A 22,935-nucleotide genomic window follows, 5' to 3' on the forward strand; every position below is an offset into this window, starting at 1 on the left:
GGGTATCGGTCAGATGCTTAAGCGGTTAGGTTATATATAAGCGGTTCACTGAGCGCTGTTAACCGAGCGGGCAATGGGCTTGAGCTGGAATGTTTCAACATACAAACATAAAAGTTCATGACGCTGAAGCTTAGAAGGTTAGACAGGCTGGTCTTTTCTTAAGGAAAATATCAGTTTTGTGCGGTCGGAGAATATCGATGTCGCCGTCTGAAGTGAATCGCGAGACGTATTGAAGCGTGCCGCTTCATTTTGGACCGTTGTAAAGGACCTGTTTCCGTGAATAAGTTCTCTCGTACCGCTCGTTCGGTAACGTTCGCCGCAATCGTCGGCCTGTCTATGGGTATCTCTGCTCCTGCTGTTATTGCTCAGCCTGAAGGACCTGCTGTTGAGCAGGGGGCTGTGAACAAGGCAAACATCGATTTCAGCAAGAAGGGTTCGATCACCCTCTACAAGAAGAAGGGTAATGAGTCGGGTACTGCGGCTACCGGCCAGGAGATGGAAGGCGTACCGGGCGAGCCGCTCGCTGGCGTGACCTACAAGATCACCAAGCTGAACTACGACCTGCAGAATGGTGACTGGTCAACCTTCCCGAAGTCGGCTGCAGACGTCAAGGATGAGAATAAGACTGGTGACGTCAAGGAACAGACCACAGGTGCCGATGGCAAGGCTGCCTTCGATGACCTGGATCTGGGCATCTACCTGGTCGAGGAAACAGACGCTCCGGCCGGCATCGTTACTGGTGCTCCGTTCATCGTTTCCGTTCCGATGGTCAATGAGGCATCTGACGCGTGGAACTACAACGTCGTTGCTTACCCGAAGAACACGGAGACCAAGACTGAGAAGACCGTCAAGGATGCGGATAAGCACATCCAGGATGGTTACACCTACACCATTAACGCCGACGCTCCGACCTGGGGCGAGGGCAAGAGCCTGAAGGCTTTCCGCTTCGAGGATCAGCTGGATCAGCGCCTGGACTTCCAGCAGGTTACCGAGGTCAAGGCTGGTGACACGGTTCTGGGCGCCGGTGACTACGATGTCAACAATCCGGCTGAGAACGGAAACAAGCTCGTCGTTAAGCTGACCGATCAGGGTCTGGCCAAGGTTCAGCCCGGTGCCAAGATGTCGCTGACTTTCGAGGTTAAGCGCAAGGAGGTTGGCGACACCACTGTGCTGAAGAACAAGGGTGAAGTTTTCTTCAATAACCCGAATACCGGTAACGAGGTCAAGAACGAGACCAATGAGGTCGAGACCTACCACGGCAAGCTGAAGGTCGTGAAGAAGGACGGCGAGGAAAAGGGCAAGGTCCTGGAAGGCGCTGAGTTCGAGCTCTACCAGTGCACCTCGGCATCTGACCTGGGTGCACAGGTAACTGTCAAGGACGAGAAGACCTGGACCACCGGTGAGGACGGCACAATCACCATTGATGGTCTGCACCTGACCGACTTCGAGGATGGCAAGGAAGCCCCGGCAACCAAGAAGTTCTGCCTGAAGGAGACCAAGGCTCCTGCTGGCTACGCACTGCCGGAAAAGGATGTCACTGAGATTGAGTTCACTCGAGCCAACGTATCTGCAACCGGTGAGCGCGAGGGTGACGATGAGGTCACTTTGGTTTCTGAGATTGAGAACATCAAGCAGGACACTCCAAACCTGCCGATGACTGGTGGCGCCGGTGTCGGCATCCTGGCTGCCATCGGTGCAGCTATCGTCGCAGCTGGTGCATGGTTCGCTCGCCGCGGATCGAAGAACTAAATCCGAGTTTGTACTCGGTGCCTTAGAGCGAAAGCCGCTCTAAGGACGGTGAAGCAGGGTACGCGTTGTGTACCCTGCTTTGCCTAGCGCACTGTGGTCAGTGCGCTGCTGTTGTGATTGATTTTGGTTGTCTGCGCAGTGGCAATTGGCGGCGGGTTTGGTGTATCTGGCTGTTGAAGGCTGTGCGTATTTAGGAATCTTTGGGGAGTTGTCCCGTGGAACAGTCGTCTGCTTCGGTAGTCGAGCTGGATGCTAGCCAGCAATCAGAAAAGCCGGCCCGTAAAAGCCTTACGCTGCCCGCAATTATTGTTGTAATCGGCTTGTTGGTCATGCTGTACCCGGTGGTGTCGACAGCATGGAACAACATGAATGCGTCGCGTGCCGCGCGAGCGTATGCGCAATTGGATAAAGACATTCCACAAGATGTGAAGAACACACAGTGGGAACGGGCGCATGCGTACAACGAGGGTCGCGATACCGGCCCAATCCTGGATCCGTGGTTGAACCGCATCCATGCGGATAATCCCGAGTACGCAGAGTACTTAAATCAACTAAATGAGACCGAAGCGATGGCTCGGTTCATTTTCCCATCCATCAATGTAGATTTGCCTGTACTGCATGGAACCTCGGATGAGACCCTGCAACGTGGTTTAGGTCATTTGTATGGATCCGATTTACCGGTCGGCGGCGTCGGAACGCATTCGATTATCACTGGGCACACTGGTCTGTCGAACTCAACAATGTTCGACCATTTAGCCAAAGCCCGTGAAGGTGACGCCTTTTATATTCAGGTGTCCGGTCATCGGCTCAAGTATGTAGTCGATCAAATTAAGGTCGTTCTGCCACACGAAACTGACGATTTGAGGCCTGTGCCCAATCAGGACTACGTCACGCTTATTACGTGTACGCCCTATGGCATTAACACCCACAGGCTTTTGGTGCGTGGCCATCAAGTGCCGCTGAATGAAGCGGATGATGAAGTTTTCAGTCAGACCCACGGTGCGGGTTGGCAGTGGTGGATGTACACCTTGCTTGTAGTCGTGCTAGTGCTTGGCACCGCTTTTGCCTGGTGGGTATGGCGTCAACGCCAGCTGGAAGATATTGACGACACCTTCGATGAAGACAATCACGACGGCGATATGGCCGAAGATTCCTTTGATAACTATGACGGCGATCAGGCCGACGAAAGCGTTACCAGCCATCGCGCTGGCGGTCGCCACAGGCGCACGAGAAAGCGAGCTGAAAAATCGGATCCGTCGCAACCGCAATCAGCTTCCGAGCAAGACGGAGACGATGAAGACCGCTGGTGGGAGCATGACAATGATTAATAACCGTGATAACCGGCTGAACAGCGTAGTTGCAGGAACCATTGCGCTTGCTTTCACCTGCGCTGGCCTTGGGGCAGGTGCGGATATCGCGCAGGCTGTCCCTGTCGCAGGACGTGACGGCGTGGCGGGAGTCGAGCAGTCTGTTGGCACGAATGTGCTGAAGATTCGTTTGACCAAGGGAAACCCCGATGATGACGGTCAGACTGTCGCAGGTTCCGTTGAGGGAGTGACCATTCACCTAGATCGGTTGGAGGGGATTGACCCCAAAAATCCAGCGGATATGAAGCGAGTGGAATCGGCCCGCCTTGACGAAATCCAAAAATGGAACAAGGACTTAAACCTTTCCAAGGTGACAGATGCCAACGGCGAGGTTCAGTTTTCCGGGCTTGTCGACGGTATCTACCTTGTGACCTCAAGTGCGCCGGACGGTAACTACCGTGAAATCAACGCTTTCCTGGTCGCGGTACCTTTCCACACAGTGACGGAAGACCCCAACCCGGTCGAAGGCGTCATCGTAGCGAAGTCGCATACGCCAGGTAAAACTCCACCACCGACAACACCTCCGACAACTCCACCTAAGACACCTCCGACGACGCCACCTAAGGCACCGCCGACGACTCCGCCGGACACACCTCCGACGCCGCCGGAGGATGGTACGACTACTCCGGCGACAACGCCCACTACTACGCCCACCAAACCTCCGAAGAAACCGGTCGGCGAATCGGCGTCAGGTTCAAGTCAAGGTCAGTCTTCATCGTCAGGGACATCAGGTTCTCTGGCGCTGACAGGTGTGCAGGTTGCTGGATTGGTGGCGGCAGCTGCCGCATTAATTGGTGCGGGCTTCATCATTATTGCGGTGAGCAGGAAGAAAGATAAAGGAAGTGAGGGACGCTAATGTCCTGGACAATGTTTAGCAAGCCGAAATCCGCGCGGCGAAATGTGCGCGTGATGGCGTCGGTCGCTGCGGCGCTGACCCTCACTTTTGGTGTTGTCATGCCGGCAGGTATGCCAGAGGTGGCTGGTGTTGTGGCGGAAGCGCAGACCACTGATATCGGTGTGGCGTTGACGTCAGGCGACCAGTTAACGGTTACCAGCGGTGATACCGCGAAGTTTGAAGGAAAGTTTGCCAGTGATGCAACTCTCAACGGAATGGAGATCACTGCAGATAGCGCCTCTGATTTGGAGTTTGCCGACGGCAAGTATTCGTTGACCGTCAACGGTAAAAAGATTGCTCTCCGTGAGGGAGACAATCTAGGGGTCGATGTTTCTTCGAATCCCGTGAAGTTCAGCATTACGGGGTTGAACGCTAAGGTCGTCGATGGGGCAACGTTCGTTTTTGAGACCCCCGAAATTTCGAGTGGCGCTATCTTCAGCGATACGTCGGTAGCAGCATCAGGCGAGATTGCTCAGACTTCTGAAACCCCTAAGCCAGATAATTCGGAGTCCGCTGAACCAGCTGAGTCTTCTAGCGGGGTCGAGCGGGAAGACGACTCTGTTGCGGCTGATGCACCAGATGTTCCGGGAGTGGAGGCCGGTGAGCCACCGCTTGAGGTGTCAGAGCCCTCTGCTAATGATCCGGTAGCGGCACCTCGTGCTGCACAACCGCAGCGTGCGCCACAGAGGATGGCGGCACCTGCGGCAGCCGATGCCGCCTATAGCTTTAGGATTGCAAAGAATAACGGAGATACGAACGGTACTGGGTATGTGCTCAAAGGCAGTCGCTACATTCCCACCTTCGTAATTCCCGCAGACCAGTTGTCGAATGGGACGATTACTCTCCCCAAAGACACGGAAGTCATTCTTGAAACGAACATTGATAGTTACATGTCTAAGGACTCGGCAGACATGATTGTTTACTACACGGGTACGAATGGAGGATGGTACGAGACCAAAGCTACGTACAAAAGAATCAGCAATAAGAAGTACCAGGTAATCCTGCCACAGATCTCGATTGGCGGTCCTGCGCAGATTCAGTTTATGGGGCTGCATCGAGGCGGAACCAACACCGTATATTCGGCGACGTTCAACCTTCCCACGCCGCCGCCGATTCCGAAGTGTGAAAATCCGACTCCAGAGACGGAAGTGGTGCGCAAGGCTGCACCGCGTCAGCTGACGGCAGAAGAGTTTGCCTACGGCAGCCCGGTGTACGTTGTCACTGGTACGCCGAAGGATCTTAAGCGCGATACCTCGATTTTGAGCCGACAAGTTGATCAAGGTAAGGCCTACCATGAGGTCGGTCGTTCGCCGTGGGTGTATAACTCCCTAATGTATGACCCCAATGACAACTGGCTCTACGCAGTAAGTCAGAAGCGCGGTCTGAATGGTGACAACTGCTATCCGGCAGGTAATCTGCTTCAAATCGATCCCGGAACCGGTGAAGTACACAACCTAGGTCCGATTAAGAAGCCAGGAACGCAAACTACCGCATTTGAAACTGAAGGCGACCGCGACTTCTCGAATGCGGGTGTCTGGACCGAAAATGGTTACTTTGTGGCAAATGCGTCAACATCCGGTAGTCGTAAGTTCTACCGTGTGAACACGGACAATTCCACAGCAGAGCGGGTATTCGGTAACCAAATCTCATTTGCCGAGGACTGGGCAGTACTCCCGGACGCACCACGGTACATGTGGGGCTTCCAGAGTAAGGCCGGTTCAAAGGATAGGGTGATTCTGGAGCGCATCGACACTGCAACAGGACAAATTTCTACCTGGGATTTGTCCAATTTGACCACACTCGATGGTCGCCGAATTGTGTTTTCGTCGGCATCGTGGGGTAAGGCTTGGACTTACTCGAACGGAAACCTAGGTTTCGGTGCGGGTAGTGACCAGGCTGGTCAAAATGGTTTTGAGCTAAAGATTGATAATCCTTCCTCCAGCCAGCCGACCTTTGAGTTGGTTAACATTCTGAATAATCTTCCGGATTCGTTCAATACTGATGCTGCCTCTAGCCTGGTGGCACCACCGCCAGAGTTTCAATCAAACCTCGCTGTGAAGAAGCTCCGCTCGAAGACGGAGATAATCAATGGTGAACCTAGGACTTTCTGGACGATTACGGTAGAAAACACAAGCGATCACCCGAGCTCTGGTGGCACTTTCTACGAGTACCTTCCAACAGATACTCATTTCGGTATTAATAGGAGCGGCCCAACCGCAAAGTTCGAGGGCTTTGGTCCCGGTTCTTCGTTGGTCAACGGGCGTAAGCCTGGACCGGACCAGATTGGTGCCGGCAGTGGCATTTTGGCAGGTATGAATGCGGAAGCACCATCCGGCGGCGAAGGAAAATACATGACCGGCTATGTCGGTACGATTCCTCCCCATGCAAAGGTTGAATTCGTTGTATCCGCTCCAGTGCGTACAGATGAACACGGCAACCTTAAGACGGTATGTAGCCCTAACCGTGTGAAGCTCGTCGCAACAGACTCCGAGTCGGGTCCGGGTGACGCGGACAATGTCTCCACCGAAGCTTGCGTAGACAAGGTTGCGGTAGATACAGAACCTCAGCCGGTACCGGGCACGCAAAACGAATTTACTGCAAGGTACAACGTGGTCGTGGAGTACCCCAAGACTCCGGGATACGAGTCGAACGAAGTCGTCTATGGACAATTGCTAGACACGCCGAAGTTTGTCGGTGCGGCGGCCGTCACCGGGGCAACGGTAGTGTTCCGCGACGAATTTAACCGCCTAAGTGAGCCTAGGGATTTCCGTGGCCCAGGTCCGTATGCATTAAATGGCAACAACACTCCGAAGATTACGAAACCAGAAGGTGTTGACGGTAGTACCGGCAAGCATGTCTATGAGGTCACTGTTCGTTTCACTCTCGACGCATCGAAGTTGGATGAAACATCTGTGCCTGAAGGGCACCCATCAGAGCCGTCCGGTAACTACCGTTGCTATGAGGAGAATGGTCTCTACGAACCCAACTTTGGCCTTATGAATGAGGCAGAAATGGGTGGTTGGAAGGATACCGACTGCATCCCGTTGACCCCTCCAGAAAAGAAGATGGGAATCTTCTTGGAGAAGGTCAGCTACAACCCGGATGCGCCGGATCAGATTCAAACCGGCGGACTGCTCGACGGTGCAGAGTTTGCAGTTCACCGTGCCGACCCCAATGGCGCGCTGAACTTGAATTCTGACGGAAGTGTCAACCTTGATACGAACCCAGTAGTGCGACAGTCTCAGACAAACACTGCGGGCCGTGTTGGACTCCAGGGCCTGGATGCGCCGGGTGTTTACTACCTGATTGAAACTAAGGCACCGCAGGGTTACAACTTGCTCGTTGAGCCCATTAAGTTCTCCACGGCGTGGGATGAAAAGGGCAATGCGATTATCGAAGTTCTCTCCGGTGGCGGTGTCGCGGTGTCTGGAAATCAGTGCGATAAGACTGGCATTCCAGAGTGTGATTCGAAGGTGGGCATTTTGCAGATTGCCGATGTGACCAAGGGCGAAATGCCTAAGACTGGTGGCAACGGTGTGGCACTGTGGGCGATGGCTGGTGCTGCTTTGGCAGCTGCCGGAGTCTTCGCAATGCGACGCCGTAACGCTTAAGAGCTAGGGATTCGGAGGGAGCCAATTCCCTCTGACGAATCAAGCCCGCCTCTCCTACTGAGTAATCGGTAGGAGAGGCGGGCTTTCGCCTTTGGCTATCGGTGATGGCTTGTTTTCCTCGGTCGGGTGACGTGACCTCAGAGGATGACAAGCCCTACGTAAACAAAGCGCTCTTACCAGGGTGAATTAGCGGTGATATAGGAACCAAGCTTCTGTCCGTTCCCATCGATGATGTTCCAGGTAGTTGAAACAACACCGACAGCACCTTTCTCCGGAACCCATACAGGCCCTCCGGAATCGCCGCGTTGAGCCTGTACGTTTTGAACCTGTAGAGCGTTGTCCTCGATTTGGTATGCCTCGCGATCAGCGGCTAAACCGCAGGAAACTTTCCCCGTAGTATTTCCGTATATGCAGACTGTCTCGCCAGTTTGAACATCGGTGGGGGATAGCATTGAGTCGCCTGAATACGAATTCACGCCTGCAGTAGCGGGGTCGTCAAGCGAGACAACGCCAATATCGTTCCCCGTATCTAGTGAATGGTCATATGTGGGAGACGGTTGGAAAACTCCAATTTTCTGAAATGTCCCATCCGTCACTGTGTCTCCCTCTTGTCCACAATGACCTGCTGTGTAGATTTGCGAATTGGTTTTGTCGACATAGCCAGCTGTACAGACACTAGCTTGTGGGCCATTAGCGTGAATGATGACTACTGGATCACCTTGGTTAATGGTGGCGGCGTAGGCGGGTAGTCCGGTTGTAGCGGTGATAACGGCAGTGACAGTGAAAATCCATGAAGGTCTATTCATGGGGAAATCTGCTCCTCAGTGAGTTGGTCGGTGGTGGCCCAAAACAAAGCTAATCTCGTCGGAAAAGATGGAACGTATGCGTACTGGGGCAGTTCATATACCCGTTTCGTATCGCGAATATAAGGAAATGTATAAAACTATCAGTTAAGGCAGAACCTACGCTCAACTGAGCAATCATGCGCGATAGTGTTCCAAAAATGGGGTAGAAGAAAGATCAACGTCCATTGGGGGAGCGGGTTTACACAGCTGCAGAGTCGCCGCTGGCACTGTCGCCGTCGTCAAGCGCGGCAACCAAATCGCGGCGCGCACGGGCGACGCGTGAGCGAATAGTGCCCACACGACAACCTGCGATTTCCGCGGCCTCCGCGTAGGAGTAACCCAGCACCTGCGTCAGAATGAGTGCCTCGCGGCGTTCCTCCGGCAGCTGCTCCAGCAGCACGCGGGCGTCAGCGAGCTCTGACCACGATTCGCCGGTCGTGAACTGCTCGGCAGCGTTTTCCACTTCCATCGCAGACTTCTTTGGGCGTGCCGAATCATGGCGGACCGAATCCACCCACACGCGCCGAGCCAGCGACAACAGCCACGTGCGGGCAGAAGAACGCGCCGCAAAGCGGGGAAGTGCCCCCATCACGCGCAGATACGTCTCCTGCGTTAAATCATCCGCGGCATCAACGCCGCCCAGATGTGCGACCAGACGCCACACGTCCTTCTGGGTCAGCCGCACGAACTCCGTCAGCGCAGCCTGATCACCGCGGCCGGCCTTCAGCGCCAGCTGCGTGATGTATTCGTCATTAGAGACGAGGCGTGCGGGAGTCATGGACATAGCTTAGCAACTTAAAACCTAAAGATAATTCGCCTGGCTGCACGTGGCCTCACCTGCAAAAGCAGGAGGCGACGCAGCCAGGCGAACTAGGGGCTGAAATGCTAGAAGCGGATGGCGTCGATGGGCTTGACGCGGACGGCAATAGTGGCGGGGATGATGCCCGCCAAGGCACCCACTAATGTTGCGACCAGCACGCCAATCACAGCGGCCGTGACGGGGTAGGCCACGGCACCGGTCTCCAGCGGCAACGCCAGCATCTTATCCAGCGGCAGCTGCTTGACCGTGATGATCGAGACAATCACGCCAACCACACCCGCCACCGTCGTGGCGACAATCGACTCCAGGAACACAGAGATAAAGATCCTGCCTGCCGACGCGCCCATTGCGCGACGAATACCAATCTCACGGACGCGGTGGCCAATGGTGACAATCGAGACCGTGAGCAGCCCCAATGCACCAAGCGCAATCACAATGCCGCCGATAATGCCGAGCGCAGTGGTGATGGTGTTATTCATCTCCTGGGAAATCTGCGTGTCCTTCTCCGACAGGGAGGTATTCACCTTCCAGCTGGGGCCAAGCTCCGCCTGGAAAATGTTGTGCAGCGCTTTCTGGTTCTCCTTCGCGGATTCTTCAGGCGTTGCGACGAGAAGTTGCGGCTCACCCACCTGTCCCTCGTAGCCGGCGTTGAGGAAGGAATCATAGTGCGTGACAATGCTCGGGGCGTCCCACGATCCGAGGGATTTATACACTCCCACCACGGTGAAGGTGGTGTTGCCGGTTTCCTTCAAGGTGAAGGTTGGGTGGTCGGCTAGCGCTGGGTTTCCCAGGCTCTCGTAGAACTGGTCGTTGACCACCACGGGGTTCATCAAGCGCTGGCCATCGGCATCTTCCAAACGGCGTCCCTGCACGATGGTGCGGGCGTAGATATCGAACCAGCCCGGGTCAGCGGCGATCAGCTCGGGAGTACCTGGCGAAAAACACTCGTAATCATCCGGGGCGCAGTCATCCATATTTTGCTCGGGAGTCGCTGGCTGCATTCGAACTCGCGACCACAAGTTGGCGTGAGTGGTCTCCACCAGGCGGTGGGTGGCAGCGGAAAAGGCGTCGTTGATAGACCCGTCTGGGTTGATGACGCTCAAATCGTCCGGGCCGTTTCCACCGGTGCCCTCGCCGCCGAAGTCGCCAAAGCTATCGGCCATCGTGCCGTCGCTGAAATCGCCGCCGAAGCCGCCATCGCCGAAGTTGCCACCATCTTCAGAATCGGAACTACCCGCTCCGGCAGTCAACGTAACCGTGCCGGCGATACCCGTACTCTGTGCGGTGACCGCATCCTGAGAGCTGGTGAGAATATTGCCAAGTGCAATCACTGTGGTCATCGCCCACACTGCGGCAGCCACACTGACCAGCGACAGCATGATGCGGCCACGGTTAATGCGCAGCTCATGCCACGCTTCCAGCAGAGCGCCGAGATAAGGCGTTGCTGCATAGAGGAAGGAAGGCCGTGACTTCGACTCTGTTTCTTTATTCGTCGTCATCAGCAACCTCCTCGGAGCCGTGCATGGCGTTGGCAGCAGATAGCAGGACGGAGTCGGCGTGCAACTGACCGTCGCGAAGCTCAAGCACACGATCGCCGCGCTCGGCGACCTCTAAATCGTGTGTGATCAGAATCAATGCGGCGTTGTTTTCCGCCGCGACTTCTTCGAGCAAATTCATGACGATCTTGCCGGTGTCGACATCGAGCGCACCGGTGGGCTCATCGGCAAGAATGAGTTGCGGTTGGCGCACGAGCGCGCGGGCAATAGCCACACGCTGCTGTTCACCACCGGAAAGCTGGGAAGGCGTGGCCTCTAGGCGATCGCCCAGGCCGACGCGCTCCAGCATCGCGGCGGCGAGCTCGGTGCGATTCCAAAACTTCTCGCCCCGGTCGTACATCAGCGGAACCTCGACGTTTTCCAGCGTGGTGCGGGAGGGGAAGAGGTTGAATTGCTGGAAGACGAATCCCAAATTATCGCCCCGGAGCGCAGCGCGTTTCCTGTCCGACAAGGTGGAAATATCGGTGCCGTCGAACGTGTACGTGCCGGAATCCGGCAAATCGAGCATGCCAATGATGTTCAGTAGCGTTGACTTACCCGAACCGGACTGGCCGACAATGCTGAGGTGCTCGCCGCGTGGCACGTCGAGGTCGATGCCTTTCAAAATAGGCAGCTCCTCGCCGTTGGGGAGCGTCACTGTTCGAGTGACTGCGGTCAAACTAAGCATGGCGCGGGCCTACTTTTCAGAGCCAGCGTCATCGCCGGACTCATCGAAGCCAGTGTCACTGCCATCACCAGCGCCGGTGCCAGTGCCGGCGGACTCATCCTTGTAGGACGGCACGTACTCCAAAACCTGCTGGCCTTCCTTCAGGCCGCGCTTGATCTCAATGAAAGTGCCATCGTTGGCGCCGAGCTCAACCTTGATTTTGGTGGGCTTGCCGCCATCCTTAGCCGGAGCGTAGACGACACCTTCGCGGAAGCGTCCCTCCACCGCGGTCACCGGCAGTGCCGGGACCTCCGAGGTGGTGCCGCTGCCAAGAATCAGCGTGGCAGGAACACCTTCGTAGACGGTCTGATCTGCGGGAATGTCACAGCGCAGCTGTGGGCCGCCCGAGGAATTTCCAGCAGCGGCGGCGCCCATGCCAGCACCATCTCCGGCGCCAGTGTTCTGCGAGCCCGCGCTACTTCCAGTGACAGTCTTCACCGAATCACACAAAAACGGTGCCGGGCCATCGTTGATGGCGAGGCGGCCATTGTTAATCGAGTCTCCCAGCGTGTACAGCTGGCTCGGCTTAATAGGTGCTACGGCGTGGAAGCTGTTCGGAGAAATCGTGCCAATCTCCTGGCCGATCTCAACCGTCTGGCCAATGACGATATCCCACTGCACAGTGCCAGAAGCCTTAGCGGTGATGTTTCCCCAGGTCACGGTAGTTTCGGGTGCGGCGGCTGCGGCGCCTTCTTCATCGGAATCCGCGCCGCCGGAGGTGCTGGCAGTCTCAGATACCGAGGTCTTCTTCACCTGAAGCAGGTTCTGCCCCTCTACGGCGTTGCCGCCGCTGTTGACATAGGCGTCAGTGATTTCACCGGAAGCGTTGGCGCGGATCACGGTGGGCTCGTCCGGGACGATGGTGGCAGACAGCTTCTGCGTGTTATTGATCCGCTGAGGGGATAGCTCCGTGGTGGGTTGGGAGAAATCACCGGTTGCTTGCGCAAAGTCCTCGTCGTTAGCGGGGAAGAATGCGATCTTGAGAAGCGCAATGGTCGCCAGCAACGCCAGCGTGTACTTGAAGATTGTGAGCGCTTTTGCGCCCCTCCCTTGTTTTTTCATGTCTGCAGAAGTATCCGATCAAAATCCAAATTGACAGCGTGGTACGCGAAAAATCCTACCCTCAACGCCTGCGGGCAGTGGTAGTGCTGGCTATACCTTTTATTCACTGCTGATAGGTATTGCTTGAAAGCGCAGTAAGTGCTTTTCGACGGTCATTGTGTGTGGTTTTCCTTGGGGGAAATCTGTCCTTTTGGGGTCGGTTGTTTGTCGCCGATACAGCGAACCTAATCGGACTAATAATTAAGGCCACATATCAATCATGGTCGACTAATAGGCAGAATATGAAACTTCGTGTAGGGTGGAAAACGTCAGGGCATGTTGTGACTGTTATCTAGCCCTTGTCTTTAGGAGGAAACGCCCCCATGTCGAATCTCTATGAAGGCTCCAATGGTCCGACCACTCGTCTCAACGGTGCGCCGGTTCCTACAGAGCAGCACTCGCAAACCAATGGCCTACAGGGAGGTATTAACCTCCACGACGTCCACCTGCTGGAAAAACTCGCGCACTTCAACCGTGAGCGCATTCCGGAGCGCGTTGTTCACGCTAAGGGCGCAGGTGCTTTCGGTGAGCTGACCGTCACCGAGGATGTCTCCAAGTACACCAAGGCTGCCGTCTTCCAGCCGAACACTGTCACTCCGATGCTGGCGCGATTCTCCACTGTCGCTGGTGAGCAGGGCTCCCCGGATGGTTGGCGTGACGTGCGTGGCTTTTCGCTGAAGTTCTATACCGAAGAGGGCAACCTCGACATCGTGGGCAACAACACTCCAGTGTTCTTCATCCGCGATGGCATTAAGTTCCCGGACTTCATCCACTCTCAGAAGCGCCTGCCGGATACGGGCCTGCGCGATGCCAATATGCAGTGGGATTTCTGGACTGCCTCTCCGGAGTCCGCTCACCAGGTCACCTACTTGATGGGTGACCGTGGTATTCCGAAGGACTTCCGTCATATGGACGGCTTCGGTTCCCACACCTACCAGTGGATTAACGCTGAAGGTGAGCGTTTCTGGGTTAAGTACCACTTTAAGACTCGCCAGGGCTGGGACTTCCTGACGGATGATGAGGCCGCTGAGCTGGTAGGCGAAAACACCGACCATGCTCGCCAGGATCTCTTCGAGGCAATTGAGCGCGGCGACTACCCAACCTGGGACGTCAAGGTGCAGATCATGCCTTACGACGAGGCTGCCAGCTACAAGGTGAACCCGTTCGACCTGACCAAGACCTGGTCGCAGAAGGACTACCCTCTGATTCCAGTCGGCCACTTCACCCTGAACCGCAATCCGGGCAACTTCTTTGCCGAGATTGAGCAGGCTGCTTTCGCGCCGTCGAATACCGTGCCGGGTGTTGGCTTCTCGCCGGACAAGATGCTGCTGGCGCGTGTGTTCTCCTACGCTGATGCGCACCGCTACCGCCTTGGCGTCAACAGCGATCAGCTGCCGGTGAACCAGTCTCGCTGCCCAGTGAATTCCTTCTCGCAGGATGGTGCGGCCACGTACTACTACTCGGATCCGAAGCTGCCGGTTCACGGCTCCAACGCCACCGCTCGCGGCCCGGAGGCCGATACTGAGGCTGCGGCTAAGGCCGCTGGTTGCCCAGTGCGCTCCGGTCACGCCGGCCAGGTCGATGCTGGTGCCTTTGGTCAGTGGGAGAGCGTGGGCGAAGAGTTCTACGCTGGCGCCTACGTGCAGCACCCTGAGGATGATGACTTCTCGCAGCCAGGCGACCTTGTTCGCAACGTGATGGACGATGCCGAGCGCGATCGCTTGGCAAACAACATCGTCGGTGCCATGCAGGGTGTTTCCCCAGAGGTGGAGCAGCGTGTCTACCAGTACTGGACCAACGTTGATTCCTGGCTCGGTGCCGAGGTGGAAAAGCGCTTTAAGGCAACGAAGTAAAGCAACCGCGTAGGGCTGTGCAGTAAAACCGCAGAGTAGAGCTGCACAGTCACGCGGTAGATCAAAGTAAATAGAAAAGCGTTAGCCCTGCAAATGGTTGAACCATCTGCAGGGCTAACGCTTTATTTAAAACTTCTGTCTGTGCATGACAGCCACGGCTTTGTGGTTGCCTGCACGCCGGCCCGGTTTGGGCGGCTAAGGAACAACCCTAAGTGTGAGCTGTTTTAGGCACCGATGCCCGGCAGGCTCGGGGAGCCGTTGAAAAGCGACTTCGGAGCAGCTGCAGCCTCGTCGGCTTCTTCGGCGGACTCGGACACCTCTCGACCCTGTTCGGCAGCGTCGGAGACACTATCAGCCTCAACGCCGGAGACGTGGGTGGAGTTGTCGTTGTGGGTGGACTGATCGTTCGTGATGTTGATGTCCATGAAGTCGCGGCCGAACGGAGCGTTCCAGTCACCGGTTTCCAGGAGGGTCAGGTCACCATCGATGGTCGGGTTAATCTCGAAGGTGACGTTGACGGTCGGGCCGGAAGGCATTGCTTCCAGAACCTCAACGATAGGAGTGACGTCCATTTTTGGTGTTCCTTTTAGACAGTAACGAAATGAAGAATATCGGTTTTAACTGAACAATAAACCGCAGTCTTTTTTAGAGACTGGCGGTTTATTGTGTCAAGGATTGGCGGAGCTATTGTCCTGCCATGAAGCCCAGGAGCTTACTTGGCGCCGATGCCAGAGATGCTCGGGTTCAGGAAGTCGAACTTACGCTGGTCGGACTTGTCGACGGTGGTCTCCGGGTTCAGGAAGTCGGAAACCTCGACGTCGTGGGAGTCGTGGGTGGAGTGGTCGTCGGTGACGGAGATGTCCAGGAAGTCGTTACCGAACGGCAGGTTCAGGTCGCCACCGACGTTAGCGAAGTTGACGTCGTTGCCAGCCAGCTGCTCGAAAGCCGGCAGCGGGCTCTCAACGGTGACGGCCGGAAGGGCTTCGAGGATGGTTGCGATATCTTCTGCGGAGCAGGACATGAGAAAATCCTTAGGTTCTCGGGGATAAAGATTTTGAGTCGCTCTTGGCTGACTCACAGAAATTAAGTTAACCGATGGGGCAAGGGGCTGCAATGAAAAAATAAGTGCTTCGGCCCGCTTCTGGTCGGTTGTGTCCCTTGAATCTCGCTCAAATCCGCCTAAAAATATTGGAAAGAGGGCGGTTTGGTGGTGTCTGTGACGACTCCGGTATCTGCCTGAATATCGGATGACAAGAGTGTTGTTTTCTTAAAATTTACCGGAATTGCATTGATTGTTTTGTTCTTGGTGTCACAAAGGTGCAGGCAAACGGCAAATTCATCAAAAATGATGATTAAGGGTTCCCTAAGTAAAGGTAGCCAAACTTTAGTAAATGGCAAAAACTGCCACTCAATTTAGGGGCATAAACGGAGTTAACGAGCGGGTCATAGCCTATGAGATGTACATCACATTGTGGGAGGCCAAAAGTGTGGGGAAATATACCCCCTTTTGGGTAGGCCGGGTGGCCTAAAGGGGGTGTCGGAGCGCGCTGAGGGGTCGCTGTGAAACTGGCCGCTAACGGTGTGTTCAGGACGTTTCCCGCGCCACTAGCTACCGCTCCGGGACGTAGTCCTCAGCGGAGCCGTCACGGGCACCCAGGACCGCGCGTCCAAGTACCTCGGAGGCGACAGTAGCGACGACCAGGACAGCAACAATGGCCAGAATGGCGGTGAGGGTTTTGCCCCACGTCAAATCGCCCTGGTCGGCCTCTAGGACTAAGTTGGCAATCACCAGTGCGGGGATGCCCACCATGATTCCGGCTGAAAGCTGGTTCAACCGGCTCAAGGCATCTTTAGAGCGCCACATGGCCACGCCCGCCAGGAGCAGGTACAAAGATCCGCCAATGACCAGCACGGCAAACAATATAGTTACAAGAATTGAAGCGATACTCATATTGCGATTCGTCCTTAATCGGTCTTAGCGGCGGCCACGGGAAATAACTCGGGCCAGGCCCACGGTCGACAAAATGCCAAGCAGACCCGCCAGCATTGCAATATCGAAAGTGATGGCCGTAGTCCGCAGCATGGCAGTTGTGAGGAACACTCCCACCATGGGGTAGAAGGCAGCGTCGGAAAGCACTGCGCGTGAGACATTGCCCTTGACCCGGAAGATCAGCACCACTCCCACAAGCAGCGCCACTGAACATAGAGCAATGCCAATGCCACTGATTACCTGTACTGCGGTGGGATCGATCAATGTGTCATTCATGAGTGTGCTCCTTTGTCTTCGCCTTTGGAGGCAATGCCATCCGGCAGCGGCAGACCATGGTCGACCTCAGCGGCAACGCCGACGACGGCATCCGGGTCAATGAACTTGCCCGCGCTGTACTCCTCGAAGACGAACGCCTTCGGGCGGGGGACATCGCGGAGGCTGGGAACGAGGTGCTCCTCCATGTCGTAGAGGGAGTCGTACAGCGCGTCCAGGTCGGCACCGAAGATTGCGTGGATGATGAACAACCGTCCCACATCGGTCTCACGGACACCGCAGACCAGCGTGCCCGGGGTCATGGTGATGGACTCGGCAAAGAGAGTGACCTCAAGGTCAGACTTCACACGCAGCGGCAGCCCAATGAGCACCGGCTGCTGCTTCTGGTGCGGGCGCAGCGTATCACGCACCACGTCCGTCGCAGCCACAACAACCTGCCAGACCAGCCAGAGGGAATAGCGGATAACATGCAGGAACTTCATCAGTAAATACCTCCGATGGCGTTTTCAACCCCGCCGAGAGTGGCCTCGCGGTAGCCATCAATATTCAGCAGCGCATCAGCCGCACCGGTAGTTGCCCAAGTGACGGCACCGACCGCGACGAACATCGCCACAGAAACAATTGCCAGCATGGCGGACGGCGCAACCAGCGCGCCCGGAACGCGAACGGAATCGTCCACGCCCTGCATGGGGCGGCCCCAGAAGACCGCGCGCCACAGCCGAATCATGGCCAGCAGCGAGCCCAGCGAGGCCACGATGATTGCGGTGATTGCAACAATCGAACGGGCATCGCCAGTAGCGGCAGAGGCGAAGACAATGCCCACCTTGCCCCACACACCGGAAAATGGCGGGAAGCCAACAATGGAGAAGCTCATCGCCGCCATCACCCAGGCGATTGCTTGGTCGCGGCGGGCAAGCCCAGAAAGCCTGGAGAGCGTACCCGTACCGTAGGTCTCTTCCACCGCACCGGAGCCCAGAATGAGGGCGCCGACAGTCACCATGTGGTGGATCGCGTAGAAAATACCCGCAGCCAGTGCCGCCTTGGCGCCGCCGCCGTCGTTAGCATCCGTGAACGCCAGCACAATCAGAATGAATGGCATACCCGTGACCATCTGGTATGCGAGCACCTCACGCATGGTGTTCTCGGCGAGACCAGCAAACGCGCCGACCAGCATCGAGATTGCCATGATGATAATGATCGGCCAGTGCCAGGAGGGGTTCATGCCCACAATCACGACGTAGATGCGGAACAGCATGTACACCGCAACCTTCGTATGCACCGCAGAGAACAGCGCCATCACCGCAGGGCTTGTCGACGGGTACGTCCTAGGCAACCACGTGTGCGCCGGAACCAAACCAGCCTTCACACATAGTGCGATGATGACAATGCCCAGCGCGACCACACCCGTGCCGCCAGGGCCGCCCTCGCTGGCCATGTCGGCCAGCATTGCGATGTTCACATTGCCCGCCGAGCCGTAGATCAGCGCGACGCCAATCAGCAGCACCGTGGAGGTCAAGAGGTTGACCAGCACGAAGTTACGACCAGCAGCCAGGCGGTGCCAGGTACCGGTTACTGCAATCAGGCCGTAGGAGGGCAGCAGCATGACCTCCATGAACACGAAGAAGTTGAACAGGTCGGCAGTCAGGAACGCACCCGACATGCCGGCCAACATCATCAGCGTCAGGGAGGGGAAGAACCGCGAGGTGTTTTCACCCGCGACGTGGGCGAACCAGTTACCGATGGCGACCACAGCTGCGGCCACGCCCAGCATCAGCATGGAGAACGTGTCCGCCAAGAAAGGAATCGAGATACCACCGGGGAACGCGCCCACACCATGGCCGACCGGGCCGTTTTCAGTGACGTAGAACATCACCCAAAACGCAGCCAGCGACGATAGGGCCGGAACGGCGATGCCCATCGTCGCTCGCATCCACAGCTTCGGCAGGATGGCTGTGACTGCCGACAAAATCAGCGGCAGTGCCGCAAACAGTGGCAGTAGTGAAGACAGAGTTGAAGGAGACATTGCAGAGGTCATTGCAGAGGCTTCTACCATTTCTCGTCACCGCCGAAAGGAGTCTCGCGCGGGAACTTATCCGGAGCCGAAGAGACCCCTGGGGTACCGGTGACCGTGGAGTCCGAGTCCGCCGGAACATTCTTACCCGCACGACGACCAGCCGTCGACAGCTGCCGCATAGCCTCGCGGTCCTCATGAATACGAGTGTCGTCATCGCGGCCCAAACCAGCCAGTGCCAGCATGAAGGCGGTCACAGCCATGGTGATCACGATGGCCGTCAGCACGAATGCCTGCGGCAACGGGTCAGCCATCTGCTCGGCAGCGCCAGCGCCCGCAGTGGCTTCGTTGCCCAGCAGTGGCTCGCCGCGCCAGGCACCGACACCCGTGGACAAAATAATCAGGTTGGCGGCATGCGAAATCAGAGTCATACCGATAATGGTGCGCAGCATGCCGCGCTGTAGCACCAGGTACGTGCCACCGCCTGCGAGTACGGCAGCCATGATGGCGATAATCACTTCTTGGCCTCCTCGACGGTGGCATGAGCTGGGGCGGGGGCGGAGGTGCTCTCCGTTTCTGAGGCGAACACGCCCATCTCCGGTGGCACCCGCAAGCTCGAGCGGTCTGAGTAGAGATCCTGCAGCACATCGTCCGACCCAGTCATACCAGGACGGTTCGGGCCGCCCAGGAGATTCAGCGCGGTTGCCACAATGCCGATGACGGCCAGGTACACGCCGACGTCGAAAAGCAATGCCGTGGTGAGGTGCTGGCCCAGGAACTCGCCGTACAGCGGTGCCAAGAACGACCCCTTGGCGAAACCGATGAAGCCCGTGACGATTGCCGTGATGACACCCGCAGCGCTGAGCGCCACTGGGGTCTTCTTGCCGAAGACCAGCTCGTCGCGGTCCTTGGACAGGTAAATCAGCATGACGGCAGCGGCGCCAATCAGCGCCGCGTTGAAGCCGCCGCCCGGAGCGGTACCGCCGCGGTAGAGAACCACAGCAGACAGAGCGAACAGGACCGGCGACAGCCAGCGGACCAGCCAGCGCATCATGATGGAGTTCAGAGCGGGCTCCGCAAGCGGGGAGGGCTGATCGAGCAGGTGCGGGAAGCGAGGCATCGACGTGACAACCGCCGCCATCGCGACGCCCGCCATACCGAGAACCGCCAGCTCACCCATGGTATCGAAAGCACGGAACTCAACCAGGATCACGTTGACAATATTGGTTTCGCCCGTGACCTTCTCAGTGTTGTCGATGTACCACTGCGCAACCTCAGGCAACTGACGACGGCCAGTGAGGAACCACACCGCGCCGAACGTAGCCAAGCCCACGGCAACTGCCACGACCGCGGCGGAAGCCTGGCGGTTCTTTGAGGTCTCAGAGAACGCGCGCGGCTGGAAGCGCAGCACCAGCATCATCAGCACGACAGTCAGGATTTCCACCATGAACTGCGTCAATGCCACATCTGGTGCGCCCAGCAGGAGAATCTGCAATGTGACACCAACACCGGTGACGCTGAGCAGCACAGCCGCCTGCAGACGGTTCTTTGCCCGAAGCGTGGCCCACACACCAAGCAGGACAACGACCAGCGGAATCAGATCGGTCAGGTGGTCGATGTCGTCGATCTTCGGTAGCACAGGAGTGCCGCCGACACCCGGAGCGATTGCAATGGCCAGGGCGTACACCGCGAGCAGACCAAGCAGCGGCAACAGGTGACGCGACGGCTGATGCGAACGCGCCATCTTCGCCAGCGCGCGACCCACACGCTGCGAAACGCTCAACGACGCATTGATTGCCTCCACGCCGGTGAACGGGAAGAGCTTGCGGTCGGCCATGACGGCGCCTATGCGGGCGCGAGTGAAGATGAAGCCCACGCCGACAGCCAGCACAATCACAGAGATAATCAGCGGCACGTTTACGCCGTGCCACAGGCTCAAGTGCGATTCCTGAGTCGTGCCGGGGGCAAGCTGACCGACCGTATCCGCCACGCGGTCCAGCGGACGGTTCAAAATAGCGCCGGCAGCGAAGGCTGCAGGCAGGCTCAGCACGCCAGGGATGGCGGCCGGAAGCCACAGCGAAATCGGGGCCTCATTGATGTGGTCAACGTTGCGCGGACCATCAACGAATGCACCGAACACCAAGCGTGCCGAGTACGCGAAAGTACCAATCGCACCAATCGCCGCCACTGTCAGCAGGATGACGACACCGGTATTGGACAAAGGCGCGCCCTCGAATGCGGTGAGCATGCCCTCCTTCGACATGAAGCCGAAGAACGGCGGAATTGCCGCCATCGATGCCGCACCGAAAATCATCGAGCCAAAGCTCCACGGCATCTGCTTCCACAGCGGACCCAAGCGACGAATGTCGCGCGTGCCCGCCTGGTGATCAACCACACCAGCCATCATGAACAGCGAAGACTTAAACATCGCGTGCGCAATGGTGTGCACAACCGCAGCCATAATGGCGAACTTCGTGCCCACACCAATCGTGGCGACAATCCAACCCAACTGCGAGACCGTCGAGTACGCAATCAGCTTCTTCAAGTCAGTCTGCTGCAGCGCAAAGTAGGCCGTGGCAACAGCCGTCCACATGCCCATGACAATCAGCAGCAACTGCCACACGCGCACGTCCGCGAAGACCGTGGAAAAACGCATCAGCAGGTAAACGCCCGCCTTGACGACGGCCGCAGCGTGCAAGAAAGCCGAGACGGGAGTTGCTGCCGCCATGGCCTCTGGAAGCCAGGCGTGGAAGGGGAACTGAGCTGCCTTCGTGAAAGCACCCAGGGCCACCAGCGCGGCAATGAGGCTACGCGCTGTCGGGTTGGCCTCCCACTCAGACGAAGCCAAAACCTCGGTGAGGTTCGTGGAACCGGTCAGCCACACAGCACCGCCGAGGGCGGCCAGAAGCAGCAGGCCGCCGGTGAAGGTCAGCAGGAGTGTGCGCAACGAGCCCAACTCGCCCGACGAGCCCGACCTTGCAATGAGCAGGAACGATGCCATCGAGACCAGCTCCCACCCGATGAAGAGGAGCATGATGTCGTCGGCAAGCACGAGGAGCAAAACCGCCAGCATGAACGCCGTCATCAGGACGTAGAAGCTCATCGCGGATTTCTTAGGCGGCAAATACGCGGTGGAGTAGATGAAGACTATCGAGCCCACCAACAGCGCCAAGAAACTGAACACCATGGAGAGAGGATCGAGCTTCAGCGCAAACGCCGCGTTTAGCTCCGGGGACCAGACGCGGGACCAGGTGAAGGTGGTGCCGTCGAGGATATCGCCCGTTACACGCGAAAGCTGGACCACCGACGCGAGAAAAAACGCGACGATGGGCCAGCCTGCGTGACGACCAAGGAGCTTCACAAACAGCGGGGTCAGCGCCAGGGCAACCGCGACCAGCAGCGGGACCGAAAGGAGGGTCAGGCTGTCGGCGGAGGCTTGGGCGGCTTGAGCTGCTTGGGTGGCTTGAGCTGCTTGGGCTGCGAGCGTTGTCGCGTGCTCTGCGGAGCTGCTTGCTTGGGCGGTAATAGTTGCCGGGGCAGAAAGAACGGAATCTAAAGAATTCAATGTTGCCGATACGCCGCCGGACGCAAACTCAGAAGCCAATGTCTGGTCTGGTGGTGCGGTCGCCGACGGCGGACTGGCTGTAAAGGAGCTGGCTGATGCCAGAGCTGCTGCCAGGTGCGTCACTTGGGGGCTACTTTCGCATTGCTGTTAAAAAAAGTTCGTACTTCTACAGACTAACAGCCACGAAATTGCTCTACTCGGGGTGAAAGGGGCATTTGGGGGAGGGGGGTAAGGCTGTGCGGATCCAGTAGTGAAAATACATAGGTACGAGTGATGGACGGGGTGTCGAACCGAGTTACTGACTGCGTTTATGACAGGTGGTGTTGGATTGATGCGAGTTACTGACTGCGTTTATGACAAAAAGACCCAAAAAATGGCCTGAAAGTGTCATAAACTCAGACAGTTTCACATTTGCAGCCCCTGAGTTTTCGGGTTGACAGTTTTGCCACGTAACCCCGTAACCCCGGGCTGTGGTGCTGCCGCGGTTGGGGTCTGACTAGTCGCTATCTTGAGAGTCAGACACGCTCTTTGGCTATCAACCCTGAACGGCGGCGAAAAGTAGGGTTAAGTAAAGAAAAGTGTGTCTTTTCCGG

At 57.0% G+C, this 22,935-nt stretch carries 18 protein-coding genes; 5 read left to right on the forward strand and 13 right to left on the reverse strand.

From position 1 onward, the window contains the following. The first annotated feature begins 276 nt into the window (after positions 1–276). From HMPREF3130_RS02065 to HMPREF3130_RS02080, 4 genes are all read left to right on the forward strand, one after another. Entirely contained in the window at positions 277–1,749 is a 1,473-nt protein-coding gene (locus tag HMPREF3130_RS02065) for a SpaH/EbpB family LPXTG-anchored major pilin (RefSeq protein ID WP_070429230.1), read from the forward strand. A gap of 215 nt (positions 1,750–1,964) precedes the next feature. After that, positions 1,965–3,077, forward strand: a complete 1,113-nt coding sequence (locus HMPREF3130_RS02070) for a class C sortase (protein ID WP_083276315.1) — start codon at positions 1,965–1,967, stop codon at positions 3,075–3,077. After that, complete coding sequence (locus tag HMPREF3130_RS02075; protein WP_083276316.1) at positions 3,070–3,972, forward strand: isopeptide-forming domain-containing protein; 903 nt, start codon at positions 3,070–3,072, stop codon at positions 3,970–3,972. Before HMPREF3130_RS02070 ends, HMPREF3130_RS02075 begins: the two co-directional genes overlap by 8 nt. Continuing rightward, entirely contained in the window at positions 3,972–7,622 is a 3,651-nt protein-coding gene (locus tag HMPREF3130_RS02080; RefSeq protein WP_070429231.1) for a prealbumin-like fold domain-containing protein, read from the forward strand. Before HMPREF3130_RS02075 ends, HMPREF3130_RS02080 begins: the two co-directional genes overlap by 1 nt. Before the next feature lie 173 nt (positions 7,623–7,795). Here the strand turns inward: HMPREF3130_RS02080 and HMPREF3130_RS11030 are convergent, their stop codons facing one another. The 5 genes from HMPREF3130_RS11030 to HMPREF3130_RS02100 form a co-directional block, all read right to left on the reverse strand. Continuing rightward, positions 7,796–8,428 (reverse strand): trypsin-like serine protease, encoded by a 633-nt coding sequence (locus HMPREF3130_RS11030; RefSeq protein WP_083276317.1) that lies wholly within the window; start codon positions 8,426–8,428, stop codon positions 7,796–7,798. A 238-nt stretch (positions 8,429–8,666) separates the two neighbouring features. Further along, a complete protein-coding gene (locus tag HMPREF3130_RS02085) occupies positions 8,667–9,251 on the reverse strand; it encodes an RNA polymerase sigma factor (protein WP_176719103.1) in 585 nt (194 codons plus the stop codon). A 101-nt stretch (positions 9,252–9,352) separates the two neighbouring features. Next, positions 9,353–10,786, reverse strand: a complete 1,434-nt coding sequence (locus HMPREF3130_RS02090; protein ID WP_070429232.1) for an ABC transporter permease — start codon at positions 10,784–10,786, stop codon at positions 9,353–9,355. Further along, complete coding sequence (locus tag HMPREF3130_RS02095; protein ID WP_070429233.1) at positions 10,773–11,510, reverse strand: ABC transporter ATP-binding protein; 738 nt, start codon at positions 11,508–11,510, stop codon at positions 10,773–10,775. The genes HMPREF3130_RS02090 and HMPREF3130_RS02095 overlap by 14 nt, the downstream gene beginning before the upstream one ends. A 9-nt stretch (positions 11,511–11,519) precedes the next feature. Then, a complete protein-coding gene (locus tag HMPREF3130_RS02100) occupies positions 11,520–12,611 on the reverse strand; it encodes an efflux RND transporter periplasmic adaptor subunit (RefSeq protein WP_070429234.1) in 1,092 nt (363 codons plus the stop codon). 362 nt (positions 12,612–12,973) lie between these two features. Between HMPREF3130_RS02100 and HMPREF3130_RS02105 the strand changes: the two genes are divergently transcribed. After that, a complete protein-coding gene (locus tag HMPREF3130_RS02105) occupies positions 12,974–14,503 on the forward strand; it encodes a catalase (RefSeq protein ID WP_070429235.1) in 1,530 nt (509 codons plus the stop codon). Positions 14,504–14,727: 224 nt separating this feature from the next. Here the strand turns inward: HMPREF3130_RS02105 and HMPREF3130_RS02110 are convergent, their stop codons facing one another. The 8 genes from HMPREF3130_RS02110 to HMPREF3130_RS02145 form a co-directional block, all read right to left on the reverse strand. Continuing rightward, positions 14,728–15,075 (reverse strand): hypothetical protein, encoded by a 348-nt coding sequence (locus tag HMPREF3130_RS02110; RefSeq protein ID WP_016421912.1) that lies wholly within the window; start codon positions 15,073–15,075, stop codon positions 14,728–14,730. Between the two features lie 140 nt (positions 15,076–15,215). Next, on the reverse strand, positions 15,216–15,524 hold the full coding sequence (locus tag HMPREF3130_RS02115) for a hypothetical protein (protein WP_016421913.1): 309 nt from the start codon (positions 15,522–15,524) through the stop codon (positions 15,216–15,218). A 588-nt stretch (positions 15,525–16,112) separates the two neighbouring features. Beyond that, on the reverse strand, positions 16,113–16,454 hold the full coding sequence (locus tag HMPREF3130_RS02120) for a monovalent cation/H(+) antiporter subunit G (RefSeq protein ID WP_016421914.1): 342 nt from the start codon (positions 16,452–16,454) through the stop codon (positions 16,113–16,115). A 24-nt stretch (positions 16,455–16,478) separates the two neighbouring features. After that, a complete protein-coding gene (locus HMPREF3130_RS02125; protein WP_005511667.1) occupies positions 16,479–16,769 on the reverse strand; it encodes a monovalent cation/H+ antiporter complex subunit F in 291 nt (96 codons plus the stop codon). Then, a complete protein-coding gene (locus HMPREF3130_RS02130; protein ID WP_070429236.1) occupies positions 16,766–17,248 on the reverse strand; it encodes a Na+/H+ antiporter subunit E in 483 nt (160 codons plus the stop codon). The genes HMPREF3130_RS02125 and HMPREF3130_RS02130 overlap by 4 nt, the downstream gene beginning before the upstream one ends. After that, positions 17,248–18,789, reverse strand: a complete 1,542-nt coding sequence (locus tag HMPREF3130_RS02135; protein ID WP_246815094.1) for a monovalent cation/H+ antiporter subunit D family protein — start codon at positions 18,787–18,789, stop codon at positions 17,248–17,250. Before HMPREF3130_RS02135 ends, HMPREF3130_RS02130 begins: the two co-directional genes overlap by 1 nt. 23 nt (positions 18,790–18,812) lie before the next feature. After that, positions 18,813–19,295, reverse strand: coding sequence for a sodium:proton antiporter (locus HMPREF3130_RS02140; RefSeq protein WP_005511661.1), 483 nt, complete (start codon positions 19,293–19,295; stop codon positions 18,813–18,815). Further along, positions 19,292–22,465 carry a DUF4040 family protein gene (locus HMPREF3130_RS02145; RefSeq protein WP_083276319.1) on the reverse strand — a complete coding sequence of 1,058 codons (3,174 nt, stop codon included), beginning with the start codon at positions 22,463–22,465 and terminating at the stop codon, positions 19,292–19,294. The genes HMPREF3130_RS02140 and HMPREF3130_RS02145 overlap by 4 nt, the downstream gene beginning before the upstream one ends. Between the last annotated feature and the right edge of the window lie 470 nt (positions 22,466–22,935).

The sequence above is a fragment of the Corynebacterium sp. HMSC14B06 genome (genome assembly GCF_001807075.1).
GTDB classification, from domain to species: Bacteria; Actinomycetota; Actinomycetes; order Mycobacteriales; family Mycobacteriaceae; genus Corynebacterium; species Corynebacterium jeikeium_D.

Excerpts from the sequence above, each read along its gene's own strand:
- HMPREF3130_RS02090 (WP_070429232.1), bottom strand. The coding sequence starts at position 10,786 with ATGACGACGAATAAAGAAACAGAGTCGAAGTCACGGCCTTCCTTCCTC.
- HMPREF3130_RS02075 (WP_083276316.1), top strand. The coding sequence starts at position 3,070 with ATGATTAATAACCGTGATAACCGGCTGAACAGCGTAGTTGCAGGAACC.
- HMPREF3130_RS02105 (WP_070429235.1), top strand. The coding sequence starts at position 12,974 with ATGTCGAATCTCTATGAAGGCTCCAATGGTCCGACCACTCGTCTCAAC.
- HMPREF3130_RS02100 (WP_070429234.1), bottom strand. The coding sequence starts at position 12,611 with ATGAAAAAACAAGGGAGGGGCGCAAAAGCGCTCACAATCTTCAAGTAC.
- HMPREF3130_RS11030 (WP_083276317.1), bottom strand. The coding sequence starts at position 8,428 with ATGAATAGACCTTCATGGATTTTCACTGTCACTGCCGTTATCACCGCT.
- HMPREF3130_RS02125 (WP_005511667.1), bottom strand. The coding sequence starts at position 16,769 with ATGAATGACACATTGATCGATCCCACCGCAGTACAGGTAATCAGTGGC.
- HMPREF3130_RS02130 (WP_070429236.1), bottom strand. The coding sequence starts at position 17,248 with ATGAAGTTCCTGCATGTTATCCGCTATTCCCTCTGGCTGGTCTGGCAG.
- HMPREF3130_RS02085 (WP_176719103.1), bottom strand. The coding sequence starts at position 9,251 with ATGTCCATGACTCCCGCACGCCTCGTCTCTAATGACGAATACATCACG.
- HMPREF3130_RS02095 (WP_070429233.1), bottom strand. The coding sequence starts at position 11,510 with ATGCTTAGTTTGACCGCAGTCACTCGAACAGTGACGCTCCCCAACGGC.
- HMPREF3130_RS02080 (WP_070429231.1), top strand. The coding sequence starts at position 3,972 with ATGTCCTGGACAATGTTTAGCAAGCCGAAATCCGCGCGGCGAAATGTG.
- HMPREF3130_RS02110 (WP_016421912.1), bottom strand. The coding sequence starts at position 15,075 with ATGGACGTCACTCCTATCGTTGAGGTTCTGGAAGCAATGCCTTCCGGC.
- HMPREF3130_RS02135 (WP_246815094.1), bottom strand. The coding sequence starts at position 18,789 with ATGTCTCCTTCAACTCTGTCTTCACTACTGCCACTGTTTGCGGCACTG.
- HMPREF3130_RS02120 (WP_016421914.1), bottom strand. The coding sequence starts at position 16,454 with ATGAGTATCGCTTCAATTCTTGTAACTATATTGTTTGCCGTGCTGGTC.
- HMPREF3130_RS02115 (WP_016421913.1), bottom strand. The coding sequence starts at position 15,524 with ATGTCCTGCTCCGCAGAAGATATCGCAACCATCCTCGAAGCCCTTCCG.